Genomic DNA, 20,992 nt, shown 5'->3' on the forward strand with positions numbered 1-20,992 from the left:
GCGGTTTAACTTACAGAATCGTGAGGATCAATAAACCAATGCTTACAGTTAATCTTGTCATAACATTGTTTAATTTCAATTTGATAATATCCCTCTTAGTTTTGTCAGCAAACTCCTTACTAGACAACAAAAGGTGAAATTATACTGTACATTGCTTATACTTTTATTGCGGAATAACTTCACTTTTGTTATGCAGAAACTTAGAACACGTTTATTACCAATTTGATTCTTGACCTCTCGTAAACAAAAAGACTATTCAGAAAAACATTTCCAACATAATGTTACTTACAACTTCACTATAATTCCTATTAGCGTAACCTTCTCCTTTCTGTCTGGTCATACCAGTTATGTTGTTCATTAAAACATTAAATTTTTAATGCGTAAATAGAAAAATTTTGTCGATTAAGCTCGATAATTCACTGTTAAATAAAAATATGTCCCGAAAAAAATTATATAAATATAGTTATTCGTAAATTTCATTTCTGTAATTGGAATGATTACAAATTAATGTGTATACGGTTAAAAATAACTATTTTAGCTCAACCAAGAAATTTTATTTTAGAAAAAATACTTATAGAATAATATAATAGGTCTTTTTATACTTTTTTACCTTTATTTACTTATGTATAATTGCATAAAATGTAGATATATTTAGTAATATATGTTATATTGTTGATTTTTCACAAAAAAATCCTAATATCATTATTAATAAATATCTAATATGAAGATATTAGTCTATAAACTTATCTTCGTTATAAACATAGGTTTTAAATTACAAAAAAGCTGCAAAGCTTCCTTGGAACACTTTGCAGCCTTCTGTATTTTTATTCCCTTTTGCAAAATAACGGTTAGTGTATTTTTTCAAATTAACAATATGGTACAAAGATTTCCATTGAGCTTTTGCTCACATATGTGTTTATAAAGTCTTCAAGAGCTATTTGTTTGAGCTGACATCAGACTAGTTTATCTGATTCAGAACTATACCGATAAAGTGCAACTTTAATCAGTGGGGGTTTTGTTCATCCCCACTGATTATTAGCCCACACCAATCGGGCTTTTACGGGCAGCCCGCCCCCCACCTAACTTCTTTGCTTTCGCTGAATTTTTAGATGGAGATCTTACTGCCCGGCAAATAGCGGGATAAATTCAGCACATGATTGTTATTAAAAAAATAGATATACTTTGTTTCTCCATTATTTTTCTAACTCCTAAAAATTGAAACTGTTCCGCTAACAAGATAATATCTGGTTAATCTCATACGTCTATTTGAATACAAGTTCTTTTTCTAGACAAATCACAAACTCTTCCTAGAGTAATAAGTCCAGTATTTTCATCTTTTGGGATACTTACACCCATGTTTAAGTCTTTACATTGGAGACAGCAAATAACAAGCTTATATTATTGTATATTTTTCACGGTACTGCCTAGGAGTCATGCTAGTGATTTTTTTGAAAACTCTTATAAAATAACTTTGGTCATTAAAGTTAAGCCAAGCACAGATATCTGATAACGAATAAGTAGTGAGGGTTAATAATTTCTTTGCTTCTTCCACTCGTTCCCTTTGAATATATTCGCTTAAAGTAATTCCCATTTCTTTTTTAAATAGTTTAGACAGATAAGTAGGCGTAATTTCTAAATGATTAGCAAGTTCATTCAGAGATATTCCATCGTAAACATTTTTATTAATATGTTTTATACATGTAGTAACCGCGTAAGAATACTTTTTTGCATTGTATTCTTTCACACGATCTGCAAAGGTACGTAAAGCGTCCCCTGATAATCGCTTTACAGATTCTACATTATCTAATTGTTCTAGGGTTTGTATATATAAAATACTATGGGCAAAAGCAATATCTGGTGGCAGATTTCCTTCTATTGCATATCGAGTGGCTAAGGTAATCGCAATAATTCCAAGGTTTTTTTGATTCCTGAGCGGATCCTCTACTAGCATAAGTTCAACATCTTCTTGCGAAACCGCATACATATACTGTATTAACTTTTTTTTATTTCCTTCTTTGATAGTCGAAAAGAAATCATTTACTAATGCCATATTGTGCGTTTTAGGTTTGTTTTGTCGACGTTTTAAAATATATAAATCAGGTTTCACATTTTTATTAGGAGTTTCCTCTAGTACTTTATTTTTTTCCAAGACAATATCTACATCTAACTTTTCATTGAAAATCATGTAATGTAATAAAATTCCCATATCAATTAATGTAGTTTTTTTAATCTCAGATAAACACTGATAATAGGCAAGTCTTTCTTGAATGTTATCATTTGATTTAAATTCTTTCTGAAATTTTATGATCATATCATCTGAATCTTTTGAATGTATAGTAGGACCGATTATAATAGTCCCTTTAATATCATCATGATTTTCTATATGAATTAGAACAAAATTTTCAAGATAGTTGTTACTTCGGAAAAGTGGCAAGTTAAAGGGATCGTTTTCTTGATAAATATCACTAAGATGTTCTTCTTTTGAAGAATAAAAAGGACTACAAACATTATCAGATGTAGAATGATATAAAATTTTTCTGTCTGTAGACAAAATATGCACAGGGGCATTAAATGCTTTATGTGCAAGATCACACAAGTGTTGTATATCGATGGAAGTATTCATTACATTCTCCTTTATAGATCCATAAAATATATTCTGTTATAAATAATTCACGACAAATAATACTATAAAATATCAAATTAGTACAATTCACAACAAAATATTACTATATCTTTTTTATAAAAATCATATATTATTTAATTGTAGTTAGCATCTAAATATCAGAGTAGATAAGTAAAGGAAATACACTAAGTTCTTTTCTTAATTCTACAAGATATATTATTGAACTTGAGAAAACAGTGAAGTACTACAAAATACAGTGGTAGTCAATGCGAGGACCAAGCTGGAAAAAGATTTAAAATAAAGCGAAAGTAAAAAGAGGTACTGTACCACCGCAAGAAACAACAGTCAAAGTTCCAATTCAATCATTTATACAAATTGAATTCAAAAAATAAATACTGCTAATTTAAATGTGAAACTGAAAAACTATTTTGCTCCAAATTTTAGAAAAAGATAATAAAGAAGTTGTGAAATTGGAAACAGATGAAAGCGATACGGCTATTTTTGAAGCACTATACTTTGAAAAGTACAAGGTGGAGGAAATTCAAGTACTCAATTAAACATTTAATTGAGAGAAAGGTCTTTTCATCAACTAAAAATAAAAAACGAATGGAATATTCAAAAAAATGACACTATATTACTGGTCGTAACAATAGTTTTACTTTCCACAAAGAGGAAAAAATATATAGACTTTACAAATACTAAGAATAGCAAACTAGATAGTTTTATTACCGCATCACATAAAGTGAAACTTTAATCAGTGGGGGTTTTGTTCATCCCCACTGATTATTAGCCCTCACCAATCGGGCTTTTACGGGCAGCCCGCCCCCCACCTAACTTCTTTGCTTCCGCTGAATTTTGAGGTGGAGGTCTTACTGCCCGGCAAATAGCGGGATAAACTTATTATTAATTTCCAAATACAATAGTTGTTAATCAACAAAAAAACTTCAATAATTAAGGTGCACAGTAAATTGACCTCAAAACAGTAATTACTACAGTATCAGTTTTTACTTATTCTATAAAAAAGAAATATCACTTAATAATTATTACTTTATATCAATTTAGACATAAAACATTTTATTATATCGGCTTAAGTATTATGAAATTAAAATTGCAAATAACACCAAAACTCTTTTAAAGGATCATACATCGTTCATATCAGGTTTATTATCTTTTGATACCTATGTCATTAACACAACTAAAAAAGTTTATTACAAAGGAATCTGAGAGGTTTTTTCAATTCCGAAATTTATTTTTTGTAAATTAAAGGAAAAATAATCCATATATATATACGGATTATTTTCTTAGTGTACTCTGTATTGACCTGTTAACTGTTTTTCAGCCATTCGAACTAAGCGTTTTGTAATCTCTCCACCGATCCGAACCATTTGCAGATGATGTGATGTATCAGGTCCCAGTGTGACTCCTAGTTCAAAAGCAATTTCATACTTCATTTGCTCAATAGTACTTGTAGTAGCAGAAATAAGAATTTCATTTGTATTACTTTCGCATCTTTGAATATTTATAAATAACATGTACCTAATTATGCTATTTATGCATGAGCAACCTAATTTATTCCAGTATTTTTATAGGAACCCTTTCCCTCCCCTTATTCCACCAATTAAATTTGAAACACAAATGTACATTGCATTTCAATATAACAATAAAAGCTAAAAAAGCAACGAATTTACTATTTTAAAGTTAAGTGTTTAACCTTGAAGTACTTAAATTCTTTTTTCCAGATAAAGCATACATTATATCTTGATGTTTTATTGTCCTCTTATAATTATGTGGTATCGGGAATTTATTTCGGTGTTCTTTTATTATAATTAAAGTTTGAAGTTCTATGTTCAATACTTTTGCGAGGACATGATAGTTATATCCATTGTTTAACAGAGAAATTATGTCATAAAACATAGTTTTTCCACCCACTAATTTTACTAATTTATTCTTTAACTCATCCCCTTTTTCTTTAGCTTCATCAATTTCTAACAACATAGATTTTTTATTTGTCTGCTTAATGTATTGAGTATACAACTCTGGGAATTCTTTTTGTACTTCTTTGTTTAATACTGGTTTATATTTAATCATATAAGTAACTTGTAACAATGAGCGTTTTAACAAACTATCTTCAATGAGATACGCTACTTTATTAAATAAATGTACATATTCCTCAATATTGGAATAACTATTAAAATGAGCTAATACTCTACTTTTTATACTAAAAGCCTTGCCTACATAAATAATATTGTCATTATAATCTTTAATGAAATAAATACCACTGTCAGATTTTTTCAATTTATTATCCAATTCTTCTATACTCATAAAATGCAATTCACTCATACTTCTCTCTCCTTAGCAGTTTTAAATCGTAAAAAACAAGCAAGGTTTCTAAAAAAGTACTTAGCTGCCCTAGCATCTCTTATTTTATCTCTTGCTAAATGTCAAAAAACTGTTTCTATGTTCCTCAACTATCAATATGATTATTAATAAAATTTTCTATCGTTATTATCTCGCAATTTTATCATGTAATTTCGAGATCGTTTCCTCATTTAAATTACTGTGTTTTATCGAATAAAGGAAATATATTACTACCCCAATAGTAATCCAAATACTAAAGTACACCCATGTCCTTAACGGTAAATTTAGCATTAAAAACAAACAGCATACAATTGCAACGCATGGTAATACAGGTACAAAAGGTACCATAAATCCACGTTTTAAATTTGGGTGTGATTTACGTAGAATAATAACTGATAGACACACTAACGCAAACGTCACCAAACTACCGATATTAACTAAATTAACTAATTCTTTCAAATCAATAAACCCAGCTATTATAGAGCTCCCTATTCCTGCCAATCCAGTTATAAAAGTGGGTGCTCCAGTTTTCTTATTAACTTTCGCAAATGATTTCGGTAACAATCCATCACGACTCATTGCAAAGAATACTCGTGTTGCCGCATACATATTGGAAAAAATAACAGCCATAAGGCCAATTACAGCACCTGCAGCAATTGCACCAGCGACTTTTCCTTGTCCTACAACTTCCATTACATAAGCCATTGCCTCAGGAACATTTAATTCTTTATAGGAAACCATTCCTGTCATAACAAGGCATACCATAACATAAATAATTGTACATATGATTAATGATGCAATAATACCGATCGGAAGATTACGTTTCGGGTCTTTTACTTCTTCTGCTGAAGTTGCTAATATATCAAATCCCGTAAAAGCGAATAAAATAGCTGCTCCACCCGTAAAAACTCCACTTAAACCGTATGGTGCAATTGGTATCCAGTTCATTGGTTTTACATAGAATATACCAACCGTAATAAACAACAAAATCATTCCAATTTTAATCAATACCATTGTATTATTGATTCGTTTGCTTTCCCTCGTACCACGGGATAACATCCATGCTAATATCAATGTAATGATTACTGCTGGTAGATTCACAATACCACCATGCGAAGGAATCGTTACTAGAGCTTTAGGTATCTCTAATCCAAATCCCTTTATTAAATTGTGGAAATAGCCTGTCCATCCAGCAGCGACAGCCGCTGTTGCCACGATATATATTAATAGCAATGACCAACCTACTAGATGAGCAACAAACTCACCAATTGTTGCATATGAGTACGTATATACACTACCAGACGCCGGGAGTGTAGAAGCAATTTCCGCGTAACATAATGCTATAAATCCACATATAATTGCCGCAAGTATAAATGAAAAAACAACTGCTGGACCAGCATTTCTTGCTGCTACTAATCCAGTTAACACAAGAACACCCGTTCCAACTATCGAGCCTACCCCTAACATAATTAAATCAAATGCTCCTAATGTTTTCGTTAAAATCTTGCTTTGATTATGCTCTAACAATTGTGTAACGGATTTTTTTTTTAGTAAATTACTCATATTTTCTGTATCCCCTTTAAAATAAGGTTTATTCTTCTCGTTAGTGTTGTATATAAATTTACTTAGTTATTAACTAGCCTCATAATATTTCTTTTACATTAAATAGATTTAAAATATTATATAAATTCGCTTCTCACTTACTAGTTAAACTAGACATTTCCATAGATTTTTGCGTACAACGTTTCATAGCTGAAATGATAGCTGTTCTTAAACCTTTTTCTTCTAGCGTTACTACAGCCTCTATCGTCGTTCCACCTGGAGAACAAACCATATCCTTCAATTCACCTGGATGTATTCCTGTTTCCAATACCATTTTTGCAGAACCTAATACAGCCTGAGCCGCAAATTTATAAGCTTGTTTTCTCGGCATACCGCTAAGTACAGCAGCATCTGCCATGGCTTCTATAAACATATACACATATGCTGGAGAAGAACCACTAATAGATGTAACAACATCCATTAGTTTTTCATTTATGACCTCCGTCTGGCCGAAAATATTAAATATGTTCAGTACCTCTTTTATATCTTTTTCTGTAACCATTTCATTAAAACATAACGCAGACATTCCTTCTCCAACAAGTGCCGGTGTATTAGGCATTACTCTAACAACTTTTAACTTTCTACCAAATTCATTCTCAGTGCTCTTAATACTTTTTCCTGCAGCAATAGTTACAACGATTACATCATTTTTTATTTGATCTTTTATTTGGTTAATTACCGATGAGTATAAATCTGGTTTGATTGATAAAATTAAAATGTCAGCGCTGTTAGCGACTTCATTGTTGTTAGTAGTTATAGTTATGCCATATTCATTACTAGCATTTTTTAAATTAATGACATTTAAATCTGAACAAATTATTTGATCTGGAGAAACTATATTTTTTTTAATCATCCCACCTATCATAGCAATACCCATGTTTCCACATCCGATGAATCCTATCTGTTTATTCATAATAATTTGCTCTTACTCCTTCTACTCTAAATTTTATTGATTTTGAAATTATTATTCTAAATAAGGGCTATTACAATTACTTGGTTTATCAATAGAATTTCAAAATTCTCCTTCCTATAATGAGTTATGTTTTCGTATTTCGTTTACAAGCATGCATTAAAAAAATGAAGAGACTTTCTATTCATAGAACTATTAAAAACGAGAGTAAAATGGTGATAATTTTTATGAATTAATAATCTTTAACTATTCAACATTTTAAATAGAGCTTACACATCCCTCTAATAATTACTTATTTTAACAATTTATAGTTAAGCTTAAGAAAATGTATTTAAATTCCAAATAATTATCCCCATAGATAGTATGAAACAAAGTAATGCAGGAATTGCCATTAAAATAGATTGTTTTGCTCGAAACATATGAGCATGAATAGCTCCGACCATGAGAACTGCTATTAATGTATTTGCTCCTAGCGCTAAGTATTGATTCCAAATACCACCGATTATACCTATTGCTCCAACAATTTCAACAAAACCAATTATAGACATAAACCATAATGAATATTGATATTGTTGCCAATGTTCTACCTGAAAAGATATACGGAAAATTTTTATGAATCCCCCTACTACAATAAAAATTGCTAAAACTACCTGAAGAACAATCATCTTTTAAACTCGCTCCTTTTAAAATTTTGTTAATTTTCATACTTCACAAGGAATAAATATATGCGTTTTACCAATATCAGAAAGGGAGGTATACATAATTTAACTTTTTATACGCTAAGAACTAAGTAGATAACCTTTACTACATAATATTTTCTTAAGAAAAATATTTATTTTAATATATTTGTCTCTTTTGTTAACCTGAATAGATTGTTTTTAATTTCAGACATGCTGATATTTTTTCTTGAAACACCGGTTTCTACTGCAGCACGTGCGACAGCATATGCTACATGTGGCACCACCCTAGGATCAAACGGATTTGGAATGACATAGTTGACATGAAGCTCTTCTTCTGAAATTAAATCAGCTATTGCATAAACAGCTGCTAGCTTCATTTCTTCATTAATTTCTTTTGCTTGTACATCTAAGGCTCCACGAAAAACTCCAGGGAAAGCTAATACATTATTTACTTGATTAGGAAAGTCAGAACGTCCTGTACCAACTACTAGTGCTCCTGCTATTTTTGCTTTATTAGGCATAATTTCAGGTGTAGGGTTAGCCAAGGCAAAAATAATAGGATTATGATTCATAGAACGAACCATATCCTCATCAACTACACCTGCAGCTGATACGCCAATAAATACATCAGCATCAATAAGGGCCTCTGCTAATCTTCCCCGCTTATGTTCTATATTTGTAATACGAGCTATTTCTTCTTTAAGCGCATTCATTCCAATAGGTCGCTGTTCATATACTATCCCTTTTGTGTCACACAAAATAATATTTTTCACATGCATATGGAGTAACAACTTAACAATGGCTATCCCAGCAGCACCAGCGCCATTTACAACGATTTGAACATCTTCAATTTTTTTATTTGTTAACTTAAGTGCATTAATTAGGCCAGCAATCGTTACAATAGCTGTACCGTGTTGATCATCATGGAAAACAGGAATATCACAAGATTTTCTTAGGCGCTCCTCAATTTCAAAGCATTGAGGTGCTGCAATATCTTCTAAGTTTATCCCACCAAAATTTGGTTCTAATAATTTAACAACCTCAACAATCTTATCCGGATTATTAGTGTTTAAACAAATAGGAAAAGCATCGATCTCAGCAAATGATTTGAAAAGTAAAGCTTTTCCCTCCATCACTGGCATAGCTGCTTTAGGTCCAATATTCCCAAGACCTAATACTGCAGTTCCATCAGATATAATTCCAACTAGATTCCCTTTCATTGTATAATCATATACTTTGCTTTCATCTTTATAAATCTCTAAGCATGGCTCAGCAACACCTGGTGAGTAAGCGAGACTTAAATCTGTTGAATTTTGTACTTTAACTTTAGAATAAACACCAATCTTCCCCTGTTTTTCTTTATGCATTTTTAATGCTTCATGTCGTAAAGGTGACATATAATTTCGCTCCTATAATTAAGTTAAGAGTTCATTAACTCTATCTTAAACTTGATATTGTATGATATAAGTAAGACTTCTAATATAATCATTATTTATTTTTATAACCTTTTAACATATCTTTTGCATAACGATTGGGGTATAAAGTATTTAACATATTGTATGGACTTCCCTTCCAATATCTTCTTAATGGTGTCCATAACTTATGTTTAATTAACCATCTTTGTGTGTAAATAGATAGTAATTGCCCCTCTGTTAGTTTTTCCTTTTCTTCAATAGTCCACTTCAGCGCCTCTAATGCTTTTTTTTCAGTCCAAAATCCGGTAGGTGTGAATTTATATTCCCATTCTTTATTTTGACCAGGATATAAGTCATTGATCATGGCGTACGGACTGTTATTCCAGAATATTTGACAAGGAGAAATTAAATTATGAATAGTAAGCCATTTTACACTGTAAACTTGTAATAATTGAAAAGAAGTTAATTTTTCTTTTTCTTCAATAGTCCACCTTAATGCTACCAATGCTTTTTCTTTAGTCCAAAAATTGTTAGGAGTCATACTAAATTCCCACTCTTTAAATTTATTAGGATATAAAGAATTTATCATTGCATAAGGACTACCATTCCAATACATAACTAATGGTGCACTGAGTTTATTTTTCTCTAACCATTTTTTACTATAGAATTTGAGTAGTTCTACTTTACTTAGCTTTTCTTTTTCTTCAACAGTCCATTTTAATGCTTCAAGAGCTTTTTCTTTAGTCCAAAAATTTAATGGTGCCATACCAAACTCCCACTCTTTAAATCTATTGGGATATAAGTCGTCAATCATCTTATAGGGACTATTATCATAACTATGTTTGAGCGCGCCGAGTAATCGATATTTTATAATTAAAGGCGTATTCCATTTTTGTTTAATATCCTCTTCATTCCATTTTAAAATTGTTTCAATTAAATATTTTGTGACCCTTTTAGATAGCTCTCTATTGCTATCTTCTTTCCATGTATTCGGTGGAAACCTACTTCTTTTACCGTCTAATATTTCTTGATAGATTTCTTCTATTTGCACTGCTTTCGCTTGCACTTCAAACTCCCTCCTATTCAAGACATATAGCGATTCCTCTTTCCTAACGTTAAATAACACGCCAATAGTAACTATTGTGATTTACTTTTATAACGCAAAAGAAATGTATAGGGTAAAATCATTTCTTTAATCTATAATAAGAAGGACATAAAAAAACAAAAAGTTACAAAAATTTTCAAATTAAAACTTTTATAACTTTTTGTTTTGATGTAAATATAATTTCAATTAATGTATCTCACCGTTTTAAACTTGACGCTCCATAATCTTGTATAGTTACATTTATATGATATTTAATCGGTACTTTACTAAATGTTTGATCCCAATCTTTTTTGACTTTCTCCCATGTTCTCGGGTGTTTAATTCTTAATTGGTTGCCAAAACCCGCAATATCGACTTGGTATTCTTTTTGTATTTTTTTTGTAACATGATGTACTAAGTGCTTTACTTCTTTTTCAATAGCTTTTTCTTCCCTTTTTAAAAATTCATTTTCAAAATCTTTTCCTGATTGCATCCAATTTTCAGACAAACGCCCTTCTGATTCAATGTTTACATCAAAGGAAATATTATTTCCGTTAACATGTGGTATGATTTTGCTTTTTATTGACTTTATCTCGTATATAATGAGTTTCTTTGATTCTTTATCAAAAGTTTTTACCACACCACCATTCCTTTTTCCGTTTATCCATACTACTCCTTCCAATTCCTGTTCATTTAAAAAGCCCATCAACTTTTTTGTCTTCCCTTTAATTACAGCAGCTCCTGCAAATTTTGTTTCTCCTTTTATCGAGATTACATTTTGCAAAAGAAAACTGGACCCTGACCGCATCTTTCCTTCCAATTTAGCGAGCGATACAGGAGGTAAAATCCTTGTTGTTCTATTTCTATTATCTGCAATTCCAGACAAACGAAATGCTGGGATTTCTCCTTTTTTGTTTGATTCCAGTACCTCCTTCGCTAGACCCTTGCTAATTAAGAGCATACAGCTAAGCCGAACTTCATTGTCACGGAGATACTGTTCAAGTAATTGTTCTAAACTGAATGTACGTACAAGACTATCACTAATAACAATGTTTTTTAAATGTGGGCTGAACATTGTGCTCTCTCTTTTCAATGAAAACTCACGAACAATTTGATGAATGGAATCACCGGTCTCAGAAACATTTATATAACGTTTTTGTTGTCCATTTCCTTTACTTTGTGCTTGCGAACTAACAATTTGATAAGTAGCTGTTATAAGATTTCTTTTAGGATAACCTCCTTCCTCATCCTCTTTCTCAATTGTTGAATCCTTCCCTTTATCTAGTGCTATACCTGCAGTTAAACTCAACTCTTCTACTTCTTTACTGCTCCAACATCCTGTTAAAAATAGAAGCAAAAGCGTCCATAACAAAGCCAAATAGAACCGCATATAATTAAATTTATTTTTCACACTACTCCTCCTTTTAATCGCGTAATAATAAGAAGAAGCAGTGGCAGTAAACCAAATAAAAATAAAGCAGCATTACCGAGCATATCCCCCAATTTAAGCAAGTCATTTATATTTTTCGAAGTCATAGCAATGATGTAAATGATTGGAATCAAAGCAAAAATAAACGGATGAATTCTCTTTTTAAAGAGTTGTGCTAATCCTAATGCAGCTGCATAATAACTAATCGTATAGGTAGCAAATATTTGCATAATCCATATTACAAGCAATAAAGATTCAAAACGTTCAAATATCAATCCAGAAATTTCAAAACTGCGCATAAGATCAATTGTCGGCCATGTTCTTGTTACAACCCCATCAATTGATAATGCACCAATGACTATTACAACTGTTATTACATAAAAGATTAACGGAATTGAAATTCCAACTAAAATAGCTTTTACTGCTTTCTTTCGTTGTTCCATAAACACCAAAAGAATCAACATAATTTCAGGACCTGTATATGCGAGAGAGGTTGTTTTTATCCCATCTAACACTGGTTTAATTCCTAAACCTAATACGGGACGGAGATTATCTATCTCGAATATTCCGATACTCATAAAGGAAATGAGTAAAAAAATAAAAAAAGTAATAGGAAATATTATTTCAAACATCCGTGCAATTGAATTAATACCACTCATAATCAAATAGAGACCTATCCACATAAAAGGCATAACAATAGCCCATGTGGGGGTTCCTTCCAGCAAAAAAAAGCTTATTACTTCTGCCATTGAACGAATTTGAAAGGCTGAAGTTGTAAGAAAATACCCTATAATAAGAAAACTAAGCAACCTGCCTATCCATTTCCCTACAATATCTTGACTATATTGATAAAATGTTTTATCTGGAAACTGTTGACTTAATTTGACCATAATTACTCCTGAAACCATTGCGAGTATCCCACCTAATATCACACTTAGCCATACATCTGGTGTTTTCACTTTTTCTACAGATGCTCTGGGCAGAGTGAGAATTCCTGTCCCAAGTATGTAATTTACAATAATAACAACTGCTTGTGAAGTTGTTATTCGGTCTTTAGGTTTCGTAATCACTGAAGGCCACTTCCTTTCGTCATCAGCTACCTTTTGCGGATATTTTTTTTTGTATGCATTATTTTCGGTCTACGTCTCATTATTTTTAATGGCATGCGAACCATAAAATCTTTCCAGTCACTGAATCGATATGGAACAGCAGGGCTGGTATAAGGAACGCCAAAACTTTTCAGTTTCACTAAATGACTGCAAAGTAAAAGAAAGAAGAGAATAACTCCATACAAGCCAAATATCGCAGCACAAAACATAGCTATAAAACGAAGAATGCGTAACGTAATTCCCACACTATATTGCGGAATAGTAAAAGAAGAAATAGCTGTTACCGCAACAACGATAACCATTATTGGACTAACAATTCCTGCTTCTACGGCAGCCTGACCAATTATTAAACCGCCCACAATTCCCATTGCAGGTCCAATTGGTTTAGGCAGACGTAAACCTGCTTCCCGCAAAACTTCGATAGCTACTTCCATAATTAACGCTTCTATTAAAGCGGGAAAAGGAACTCCTTCTCGCGATCCGATAATAGAAATAGCGAGCTTAGTGGGAATTAATCCTGGATGAAATGAAATAAAAGAAATATACAGTGCTGGAGCAAATAATGAAACAAAAGCTGTCATGAAGCGTAATAAACGGAGAAGCGTACCAGGAAGCCACCTTTCATAATAATCTTCTGGTGATTGCAGCAGCATACTAAATGTAACTGGAGCAATTAAAACAAATGGTGTTCCATCTAACAAAATAGCTACTCGACCTTCCATTAAAGCACTAATAACACGATCAGGTCGTTCTGTATTTTGAATCTGCGGAAAAGGACTGAGATAATTATCTTCAATAAGTTGCTCTATATAACCAGATTCGAGTACACTGTCTATGTCAATTTTCTGAATTCTGTTTTTTATTTCATCCACCAATTCTGTACTAGCAAGATCTTTAATAAATGCGACAACTAACTCTTTCTTTGCACGTTCTCCTACTGGTAGCTTTACTAATGATAAGTTCTCATCCGCACAGTGTCGTCGCAAAAGTGAGGTATTATCACTTAATACTTCAGTAAAACCGACCCGTGGCCCTCTGACTAATGCCTCCGATACTGGTTCTTCAATATTTCGTTTATTTGCTTTTGTTGTACCAAGAATAAACACATCTGCTAAACCATCAATTAAAAGAGCTGTTGAACCTATCAATACTTTGGGTATTAAATCTTTTATGTAATGGACTTCTGCTACTTCACTAATTGTAAGAACTTTATTTTTAATATATTCTTTTGAAACAGTCCCCTCCACATAAGAAGATTCATTTTTATATTCATCAGAAAAATCATCCATTAGTAATTTCATAATATGTTTGTCAATTATCTCTTTATCTGATAGACCATCAACAAAAACGATCCCAGCCTGAATGTCTGTGCGTCCAATATTAAACTTCCGAAAGCGAACATCAGAATTATGTCCGATTTGTTGCTTTATAAGTTCTAAGTTAGAGGCAAAATCATTTGTGAAATGAACGTTTGCATTTTGAGATGGTTTATGCTCTTGTTTCGTTTTACTTTGAATATTATTTTTTTTCACTTGTTTGTCTCTTGACTTCCACCAACTCATTCTTCCCACTCTTTCTCTGACATACGAACCCAATGAAAAAATCTTGAGATAGTATACGGAATTAAAAACAAGATAAAAGCTTGTACAAAGACTTTCCAATCTGGAAGATAAGAAGTAATTATGTTCCACATTTTTATCACCCAATTTATATACTCTGCTAGGATTGAGATTTCTAAAAAACGATATGTACTTAATAAAAAATAACGATAAGATTAAAGAGCAGAAAAGCGAGACATTATGCTTATTTAGTACAAATAACCTAGTTAGTATAAAAACATTTCTGACCTAAAATACCATTTCCAATTATAATTTGTTAAATATTATCTCCTTTTCCCTTATTTATATGCCTGCATTTGAATTTCAAATAATATAAGTATTAATGATATTTCCTCTTAAAGAAAAAAGATGCTAGAAGATAGCATCTTTTTTTAAATTCAACTTACTATGTATTTATATTTTATTGTGGAAATACTCGTTTTTTTAAATGAATATTAATGTGTAAAAAATACATATTCTTTTGTTTTAAGTTAGTACATTTCTACCGAATCGATACGGAATTTTCTGATTTTAAAACCAATATGAAATAAAGGAAAATCCTCTCTTAGAAAAACTATATAAAACCAATAACATGAAAACAATTATCAATCTATTAATCGAAAATAATAATTAGCAAGCATTTATCATCTTAATTCCAGGTGTATTCGTTTTGCTTCAAAATAAAGAACTTGAATAAATTTTTTCGTATCAATACGAGCAGGTAATGTTGGTTCATTATTCAATTCTGTCATCTTTCTCCTTACGGTAGTAAAATCAAAAAATCTAGAAGCATAATTTTCGAACTTCGGGTTTAAAAAATCAGTAAGTCCAAGGGATGCTAAATGGTTTAATGATTGATAAATTGCTCTCCGAATCCGTTGTTTGGAAGCTTCTATGAACCTTTTTAATTCGGCATCTTCAGCTGAATCCCCAAGTTTTTTTTGAGCCAAATTCATAAAAATCTCTTTTAGTGAGGGAAAGCCTTGTTCCAACGTGTTATCTTGTTCATATTTATATAAATAATCTAGCATATCCATTAAATCTTTACTTCCACTTTCACTGGCTATTCCTAATTCAGACAAAAGAAAATGAATGGAATTTTGAAAATGATTAAAAGTATTTAAATGTTTTTCATTACGGTATTTTTCTTGTGCACTTGAATTACTATCCAATTTTAGTACCATATTAAGCGATTCTTGAATGTTTTTTATCGATTTTTCCAAACGAATTCGTTCAATGACTTTCCGAACAACTGTTAATACTTCAATCCGGTTAATTGGCTTAATAATATAGTATTCAACACCAAGCGAATAAGCTTCAGCAATTAATTCTTTTGATTCTACTTGAGAGACCATGATGATTTTCCCTTTAAACGAAGGTTTTATTTGACGGATTGTTTTTATTCCATCTTGAATCGGCATTAACAAATCGATAAATAAAATGTCTATATTTTTAAGGATTAGCATTTGTTGCTCTAAAGATAAACCATCCTCAGCTTCTCCTATAACCTCCCCAAGATCTTCATCCTCGATAATTTGAGCCAACATTGAGCGAACCGCTTTTTCATCATCTACTATATAAAAATACATAGAATCACCCTTTCGAAATTATATGATCAATCCCTAATCTAATTATAAAAATTGATCCTTTTCCTTCGGTTCTGTCCTCAAGCGTAACATCACCTTCAAGTTGTTCGACCATTTCTTTAACATACGATAATCCGATACCTGTCGATGGGTTGCCTAAATCATCATATTTAGAAGTAAACCCAGGCTCAAAAATTGAATCTTTATATTTTGAAGAAATACCAGGACCGTTATCGCCTATTTGAAATTCAACAAAATGGTGGTCTTTATTAATGTCAATTGTGATGGTTCCCATACCTTGGATAGCTTCTACAGCGTTTGTAACGATATTATTTATAATAGATAAGATTGTGTAAATATGATAATGAGGATGCACACCATCAATTTTATACAAAAATTGGATGTCTTTCTCTAGCAAGCGTGCATATTTCGTATTTGCCCGTATAATGATATTTACTAGTTCATGTACAGACATATAATCTGTAAAACTTTCATCAGAAATTAGTTTTGAAAGTCCCGCAAAAATACGTTGGTTATCCTTTTTAACGTCATGGACCTCACCAGCAATTTGTAATGCCTGTTGCCTTAAATCCCCAAACTGAAAATCCATCTGTTTGTGCTCAAAAGAGTCTAAGGTTTTATATAAATCATAGGATTTTTTTGTTATATTCTCAGCATCTTGTAATGTTTTTTTTAAATGAACAGCATCTTCATATAAATTAGAGATAAGCATGAGCATGTGTTCATTTTGTTTCTTTATGTGTCTCTCCCTTGATTGCGCTTCATACAATTTCATCATATTGAAAAAGCTTAGAACTATAAAACTATGGGAACATGCGATAACAATGATCTCATTTATTGCCTCGGATGTGATTGATGTTTTTAATACAAAATATTGAATCATTAATTCCACACAGTCTGACAGTATTTCAATCATGCAACCAATAAAACCAATCATTAGTGGTTGATGATAAAAACGTTTGATTTTTGCTAAATGAAAGAGATACGAATAAGTAAAATAAAAGAAAAAACTAGGATAGTGAGTATGAAAAGCGGCTAGCCAATCCATATTTCCCTTTATAATGACATCCATTGAGATACGAAATACTACCACGACTATCGCTGTTAAAAAACCCGGTAAAAATGCTGGAATTCGTCGAAACAATAACAAAAAAAAGAAAAATGTTGGTGCGCCAAAGCTCATTCTAAATGTTTCATTTAAAGGAAATGACTTTATTTCACCTACTAAGGGTACTGTAAGTATCATTAAAACGAGAATATAGATGTCTTTTTTTACTAAATTACTAAGATTCAAAATAATCACTTCTCACTTTCGCCTAACAGTCAGTATACAAACCTATTTGCATTAATACAATACTTACTCTATTTTTTTCAAAAACTGATAAATAAGATATAAACGAAAGCATTATAGATTGTGAGTATTCATTACACCCTTCTACTTTAGAAAGATACTTTATAACTCAAAAATGTTCAGACACAATATAAGGTCTGAACACTTTTGGACTCGCTCTAACACCAAAATATCTGTGCTCCTTTTTAAAATATACTTAAATCCCATTCTTTTGCAATATGTTCTAACAACATAATTCCTGGTAAACTATTCCCATATTCATCAATGGCTGGTCCGTAAATACCAATACCACATCCATCTTGGAACGATAAATCCTTCCTAGATTTTGAGGGAACAAGTGTCATAATTCCGCCGGATACCCCACTCTTAGCTGGTAATCCAATGAAAGCAGCAAATTTTCCAGAAGCATTGTACATTCCACAAGTTAGCATTAAAGCTTTTGTTAACCTAGCTACTTCTTTAGGGAGCACTTGTTCTTTGCGAATAGGATGATATCCATCATGTGCTAGTATAAGCCCTATTAAGGCAATATCTTCTGTATTTATTTCAATCGAACATTGTTTTAGGTAAACCTCTAGTGTCTCCTCCACATCTGATTCTAGAAAACCATTCTCCTTTAAATAGTATGCTAATGCTCTATTACGATGAGCCGTTTCCCATTCTGATTGAAATACTATTTCATTAATAACGGGACGCTTCTCTATCATTTTTTCAATTAATACGTATAGAGATTCTAATTTTTCTTGCACCGATGTCCCTGGCAAAAGTGAAGCTATCGTAATCGCTCCAGCATTAATCATAGGATTAAAAGGTTTTCCTGGTTTATGTATCTCTAAACGAATAATTGAATTAAAGGCATCTCCAGTTGGCTCTACGTCAACTCGTTCTAATACATAAGAAATACCGCGACTTAAACAAGCGGCTATAAAACCGATTACTTTTGATATACTTTGTAATGTGAAAGGTATCTCCCAATCTCCTGATTTTATCATTGTTCCATCTGGCTTTACTATACAAATACCTAACTGCGATACATTTATTTCCCCCAGAGCGGGAATATAACTGGCGCTTCGTCCCTTAGCTGCATACGCTCGATAATGAGCTACCCATTGATCTAAGCAAACTTTTTCTTGCCCCTCAACTTGAACGCTAGAATCCTTTATCATTTAATCATATTCCCCCGTACTATTAACTTTATATAGAATGATTTTTTCTTTACTATAATCAATAATATTTGCACTAGAACCAAGAAAAATATTCAGACATATTGCAGTCTGAATATCCTTCTTATTACACACTTTTCTTTTTTGAAGTTTTCTCATAACTATCCCAACATTCAATATTTTCAAGCCCTTTAATGTTTTCTTTATAAAAAATAGGATCTTTACCAGCTTTTTTCTGGTTTATATAATCTTGTAACGCCGCAAATGCTACTTTTGAAAGTAAGGTAATAGCAATTAAATTAATAATAACCATAAAGCCCATAAATAAGTCCGCTAAATCCCATACAATTTGAATCTTTGCAACAGAACCAAATACAATCATAGCCAACACACTTATTCTGTATATCATTAACCACACTTTACTTGTATGTAAAAAGCGAATATTTGTTTCACCATAATAATAGTTGCCAATTAACGCACCAAATCCAAATAAAAAAACAAAGATAGCAAGACAACCCGATGCCCAAGGACCTATGTGTTCACTTAATGCTGCTTGTGTAAGTGCAATACCATTTAACCCCGGTTGTTTATATGCATCAGACAGCAAAATAATAAAGGCAGTGCTAGTACAAATGATTAGTGTATCCGTTAATACACCAAATGCTTGAATCAGTCCTTGTTTCACCGGATGACTTGTTGTTGCTGTTGCGGCAACGTTTGGTGCACTTCCCATACCAGCTTCATTTGAGAATAAACCGCGTTTAACTCCATTCATAAGTGCTGCACCAATTGAACCGCCTGCTATTTGTTTAAAACCAAATGCGTTTTGAACAATAAGAGAAAGAACTTCCGGCATTTTTGATATGTTGGTAACTACAACAAATAATGCAACTCCAATGTATAATACTGCTAAAAATACCACCTTGTATTCAGCCATTTTTGCAATACGTTGTACACCACCAAAAATAATCGCAGCGAAAGCAATGGCCATGATTATCCCAACTGTTAGACGATCTGTACCAAATGAGTTTTGAAAAGCAATTGTAACTGTATTTGATTGTACTGAATTGAATACAAGACCAAAAGTAATTGTGATTAAAATAGAGAATAATACTCCCATCCAACGTTTATTCAACCCTTTTTCCATATAATAGGATGGACCACCGCGGAAACCAGTTTTATCTTTTACTTTATATATCTGTGCTAATGTGCTTTCGACAAAACTGGAGGCCGAGCTAATAATAGAAATAATCCACATCCAAAATACAGCTCCAGGACCACCTAATGCAATTGCAATCGCAATTCCTGTAATATTCCCTGTTCCAACGCGGGCTGCCATACCAATACAAAACGCTTGAAAAGGAGAGATTTGATCTTTAGAACCACTTTTCCCCTCCATTAATACACGGACCATCTCTTTTAACATTCGAAACTGTACAAAATTCAATTTAAATGTAAAATAAATTCCGCAAATAACAAGCATAATAATTAACAATTTAGACCATAAAAAATCATTTGTTGATCCGACTAACTCTACAAAAAACCTTTCCATATCATCACTCCATGCCAAAATTTTTATATCATAATCTATATAAAATCACCTATATTTCCTGGTATAAATACCTCTTTCATATTCAAATACAACAAGGATAAAAGTTTTCTATATTAATAGGATTGACCTGTTAAGCAAACATCACAACATGTAACTGTAAAGCTGAAATTTTGAAGAACTTAACGTTTATACACCCGTTGCTCTATTCCCTTCTGTAAAACTAATATTCTTATCCACTAATGTTGTTGTACTATTATGTTTGTTTCGTTTACCGGTGATTTACATTTAAATCCTAAAATCAATAGTGATTAACTGGTTATTTGTTAATTTTCTCAAGAACATGAAAGTATCTCCTTTCTCACTACTAATCTCAAAAATAGGCTAGATAAAAAATTTATAGAAAAACTATGAAGCGCTTTCAATCTTCAACTAAGAGAAGCTTGTCTTTAATTTATAATTAAAAGTACAGAATGTTACGAAAAAGTACAGATTTTTATAAAAACAAAAAATT

At 31.9% G+C, this 20,992-nt stretch carries 17 protein-coding genes; 1 reads left to right on the forward strand and 16 read right to left on the reverse strand.

From position 1 onward, the window contains the following. Positions 1 to 1,393: 1,393 nt before the first annotated feature. Positions 1,394 to 2,623, reverse strand: coding sequence for a helix-turn-helix domain-containing protein (locus tag MHB52_RS15880; protein WP_001097929.1), 1,230 nt, complete (start codon positions 2,621 to 2,623; stop codon positions 1,394 to 1,396). Positions 2,624 to 3,051: 428 nt separating this feature from the next. On the opposite strand from MHB52_RS15880, the gene MHB52_RS15885 reads away from it, so the two are divergent. After that, positions 3,052 to 3,180, forward strand: a complete 129-nt coding sequence (locus MHB52_RS15885; protein WP_033694041.1) for a peptidase — start codon at positions 3,052 to 3,054, stop codon at positions 3,178 to 3,180. Positions 3,181 to 3,924: 744 nt separating this feature from the next. On the opposite strand, the gene MHB52_RS15890 is transcribed toward MHB52_RS15885, so the two are convergent. The 15 genes from MHB52_RS15890 to MHB52_RS15960 all read right to left on the reverse strand — a co-directional run bounded on the left by MHB52_RS15890 (position 3,925) and on the right by MHB52_RS15960 (position 20,481). Further along, the gene (locus tag MHB52_RS15890) at positions 3,925 to 4,155 is read right to left on the reverse strand and encodes an alpha/beta-type small acid-soluble spore protein (protein ID WP_000897397.1); all 231 of its coding nucleotides are present in this window, start codon (positions 4,153 to 4,155) and stop codon (positions 3,925 to 3,927) included. A gap of 166 nt (positions 4,156 to 4,321) precedes the next feature. Next, on the reverse strand, positions 4,322 to 4,963 hold the full coding sequence (locus MHB52_RS15895) for an excinuclease ABC subunit C (RefSeq protein ID WP_001292158.1): 642 nt from the start codon (positions 4,961 to 4,963) through the stop codon (positions 4,322 to 4,324). A gap of 165 nt (positions 4,964 to 5,128) precedes the next feature. After that, a complete protein-coding gene (locus MHB52_RS15900; protein WP_016118203.1) occupies positions 5,129 to 6,544 on the reverse strand; it encodes an amino acid permease in 1,416 nt (471 codons plus the stop codon). A gap of 133 nt (positions 6,545 to 6,677) precedes the next feature. Continuing rightward, complete coding sequence (proC, locus tag MHB52_RS15905; protein ID WP_001041294.1) at positions 6,678 to 7,496, reverse strand: pyrroline-5-carboxylate reductase; 819 nt, start codon at positions 7,494 to 7,496, stop codon at positions 6,678 to 6,680. A gap of 314 nt (positions 7,497 to 7,810) precedes the next feature. Continuing rightward, positions 7,811 to 8,158, reverse strand: a complete 348-nt coding sequence (locus MHB52_RS15910) for a DoxX family protein (RefSeq protein ID WP_000636507.1) — start codon at positions 8,156 to 8,158, stop codon at positions 7,811 to 7,813. A gap of 167 nt (positions 8,159 to 8,325) precedes the next feature. Further along, entirely contained in the window at positions 8,326 to 9,570 is a 1,245-nt protein-coding gene (locus MHB52_RS15915; RefSeq protein WP_016118205.1) for an NAD(P)-dependent malic enzyme, read from the reverse strand. 91 nt (positions 9,571 to 9,661) lie between these two features. After that, a complete protein-coding gene (locus MHB52_RS15920) occupies positions 9,662 to 10,654 on the reverse strand; it encodes a DUF4046 domain-containing protein (RefSeq protein ID WP_061664325.1) in 993 nt (330 codons plus the stop codon). 235 nt (positions 10,655 to 10,889) lie between these two features. Then, a complete protein-coding gene (locus tag MHB52_RS15925) occupies positions 10,890 to 12,083 on the reverse strand; it encodes a Ger(x)C family spore germination protein (RefSeq protein WP_000790799.1) in 1,194 nt (397 codons plus the stop codon). Continuing rightward, the gene (locus MHB52_RS15930) at positions 12,080 to 13,171 is read right to left on the reverse strand and encodes a spore germination protein (protein WP_016118207.1); all 1,092 of its coding nucleotides are present in this window, start codon (positions 13,169 to 13,171) and stop codon (positions 12,080 to 12,082) included. Before MHB52_RS15930 ends, MHB52_RS15925 begins: the two co-directional genes overlap by 4 nt. Positions 13,172 to 13,197: 26 nt before the next feature. After that, positions 13,198 to 14,772: a spore germination protein gene (locus tag MHB52_RS15935; RefSeq protein WP_000119228.1), complete on the reverse strand. Its 1,575-nt coding sequence runs from the start codon at positions 14,770 to 14,772 to the stop codon at positions 13,198 to 13,200. Next, complete coding sequence (locus tag MHB52_RS15940; RefSeq protein ID WP_000267088.1) at positions 14,769 to 14,903, reverse strand: hypothetical protein; 135 nt, start codon at positions 14,901 to 14,903, stop codon at positions 14,769 to 14,771. Before MHB52_RS15940 ends, MHB52_RS15935 begins: the two co-directional genes overlap by 4 nt. Positions 14,904 to 15,452: 549 nt before the next feature. Further along, positions 15,453 to 16,397: a response regulator gene (locus tag MHB52_RS15945; RefSeq protein ID WP_000274074.1), complete on the reverse strand. Its 945-nt coding sequence runs from the start codon at positions 16,395 to 16,397 to the stop codon at positions 15,453 to 15,455. 4 nt (positions 16,398 to 16,401) lie between these two features. Further along, on the reverse strand, positions 16,402 to 17,718 hold the full coding sequence (locus tag MHB52_RS15950) for a sensor histidine kinase (protein ID WP_000584792.1): 1,317 nt from the start codon (positions 17,716 to 17,718) through the stop codon (positions 16,402 to 16,404). Between the two features lie 233 nt (positions 17,719 to 17,951). Continuing rightward, positions 17,952 to 18,932, reverse strand: coding sequence for a glutaminase GlsA (gene glsA, locus MHB52_RS15955; protein ID WP_000588650.1), 981 nt, complete (start codon positions 18,930 to 18,932; stop codon positions 17,952 to 17,954). A gap of 124 nt (positions 18,933 to 19,056) precedes the next feature. Continuing rightward, positions 19,057 to 20,481, reverse strand: a complete 1,425-nt coding sequence (locus tag MHB52_RS15960) for an alanine/glycine:cation symporter family protein (RefSeq protein ID WP_000439283.1) — start codon at positions 20,479 to 20,481, stop codon at positions 19,057 to 19,059. Positions 20,482 to 20,992: the final 511 nt, after the last annotated feature.

The sequence above is a fragment of the Bacillus sp. FSL K6-0073 genome (assembly GCF_038006085.1).
GTDB lineage: Bacteria > Bacillota > Bacilli > Bacillales > Bacillaceae_G > Bacillus_A > Bacillus_A cereus.

What these genes read in the sequence shown, in the direction of transcription:
- MHB52_RS15915 (WP_016118205.1), bottom strand. Translation starts at nt 9,570, where the DNA reads ATGTCACCTTTACGACATGAAGCATTAAAAATGCATAAAGAAAAACAG.
- MHB52_RS15900 (WP_016118203.1), bottom strand. Translation starts at nt 6,544, where the DNA reads ATGAGTAATTTACTAAAAAAAAAATCCGTTACACAATTGTTAGAGCAT.
- MHB52_RS15895 (WP_001292158.1), bottom strand. Translation starts at nt 4,963, where the DNA reads ATGAGTGAATTGCATTTTATGAGTATAGAAGAATTGGATAATAAATTG.
- glsA (WP_000588650.1), bottom strand. Translation starts at nt 18,932, where the DNA reads ATGATAAAGGATTCTAGCGTTCAAGTTGAGGGGCAAGAAAAAGTTTGC.
- MHB52_RS15880 (WP_001097929.1), bottom strand. Translation starts at nt 2,623, where the DNA reads ATGAATACTTCCATCGATATACAACACTTGTGTGATCTTGCACATAAA.
- proC (WP_001041294.1), bottom strand. Translation starts at nt 7,496, where the DNA reads ATGAATAAACAGATAGGATTCATCGGATGTGGAAACATGGGTATTGCT.
- MHB52_RS15940 (WP_000267088.1), bottom strand. Translation starts at nt 14,903, where the DNA reads ATGTGGAACATAATTACTTCTTATCTTCCAGATTGGAAAGTCTTTGTA.
- MHB52_RS15935 (WP_000119228.1), bottom strand. Translation starts at nt 14,772, where the DNA reads ATGAGTTGGTGGAAGTCAAGAGACAAACAAGTGAAAAAAAATAATATT.
- MHB52_RS15960 (WP_000439283.1), bottom strand. Translation starts at nt 20,481, where the DNA reads ATGGAAAGGTTTTTTGTAGAGTTAGTCGGATCAACAAATGATTTTTTA.
- MHB52_RS15890 (WP_000897397.1), bottom strand. Translation starts at nt 4,155, where the DNA reads ATGTTATTTATAAATATTCAAAGATGCGAAAGTAATACAAATGAAATT.
- MHB52_RS15945 (WP_000274074.1), bottom strand. Translation starts at nt 16,397, where the DNA reads ATGTATTTTTATATAGTAGATGATGAAAAAGCGGTTCGCTCAATGTTG.
- MHB52_RS15910 (WP_000636507.1), bottom strand. Translation starts at nt 8,158, where the DNA reads ATGATTGTTCTTCAGGTAGTTTTAGCAATTTTTATTGTAGTAGGGGGA.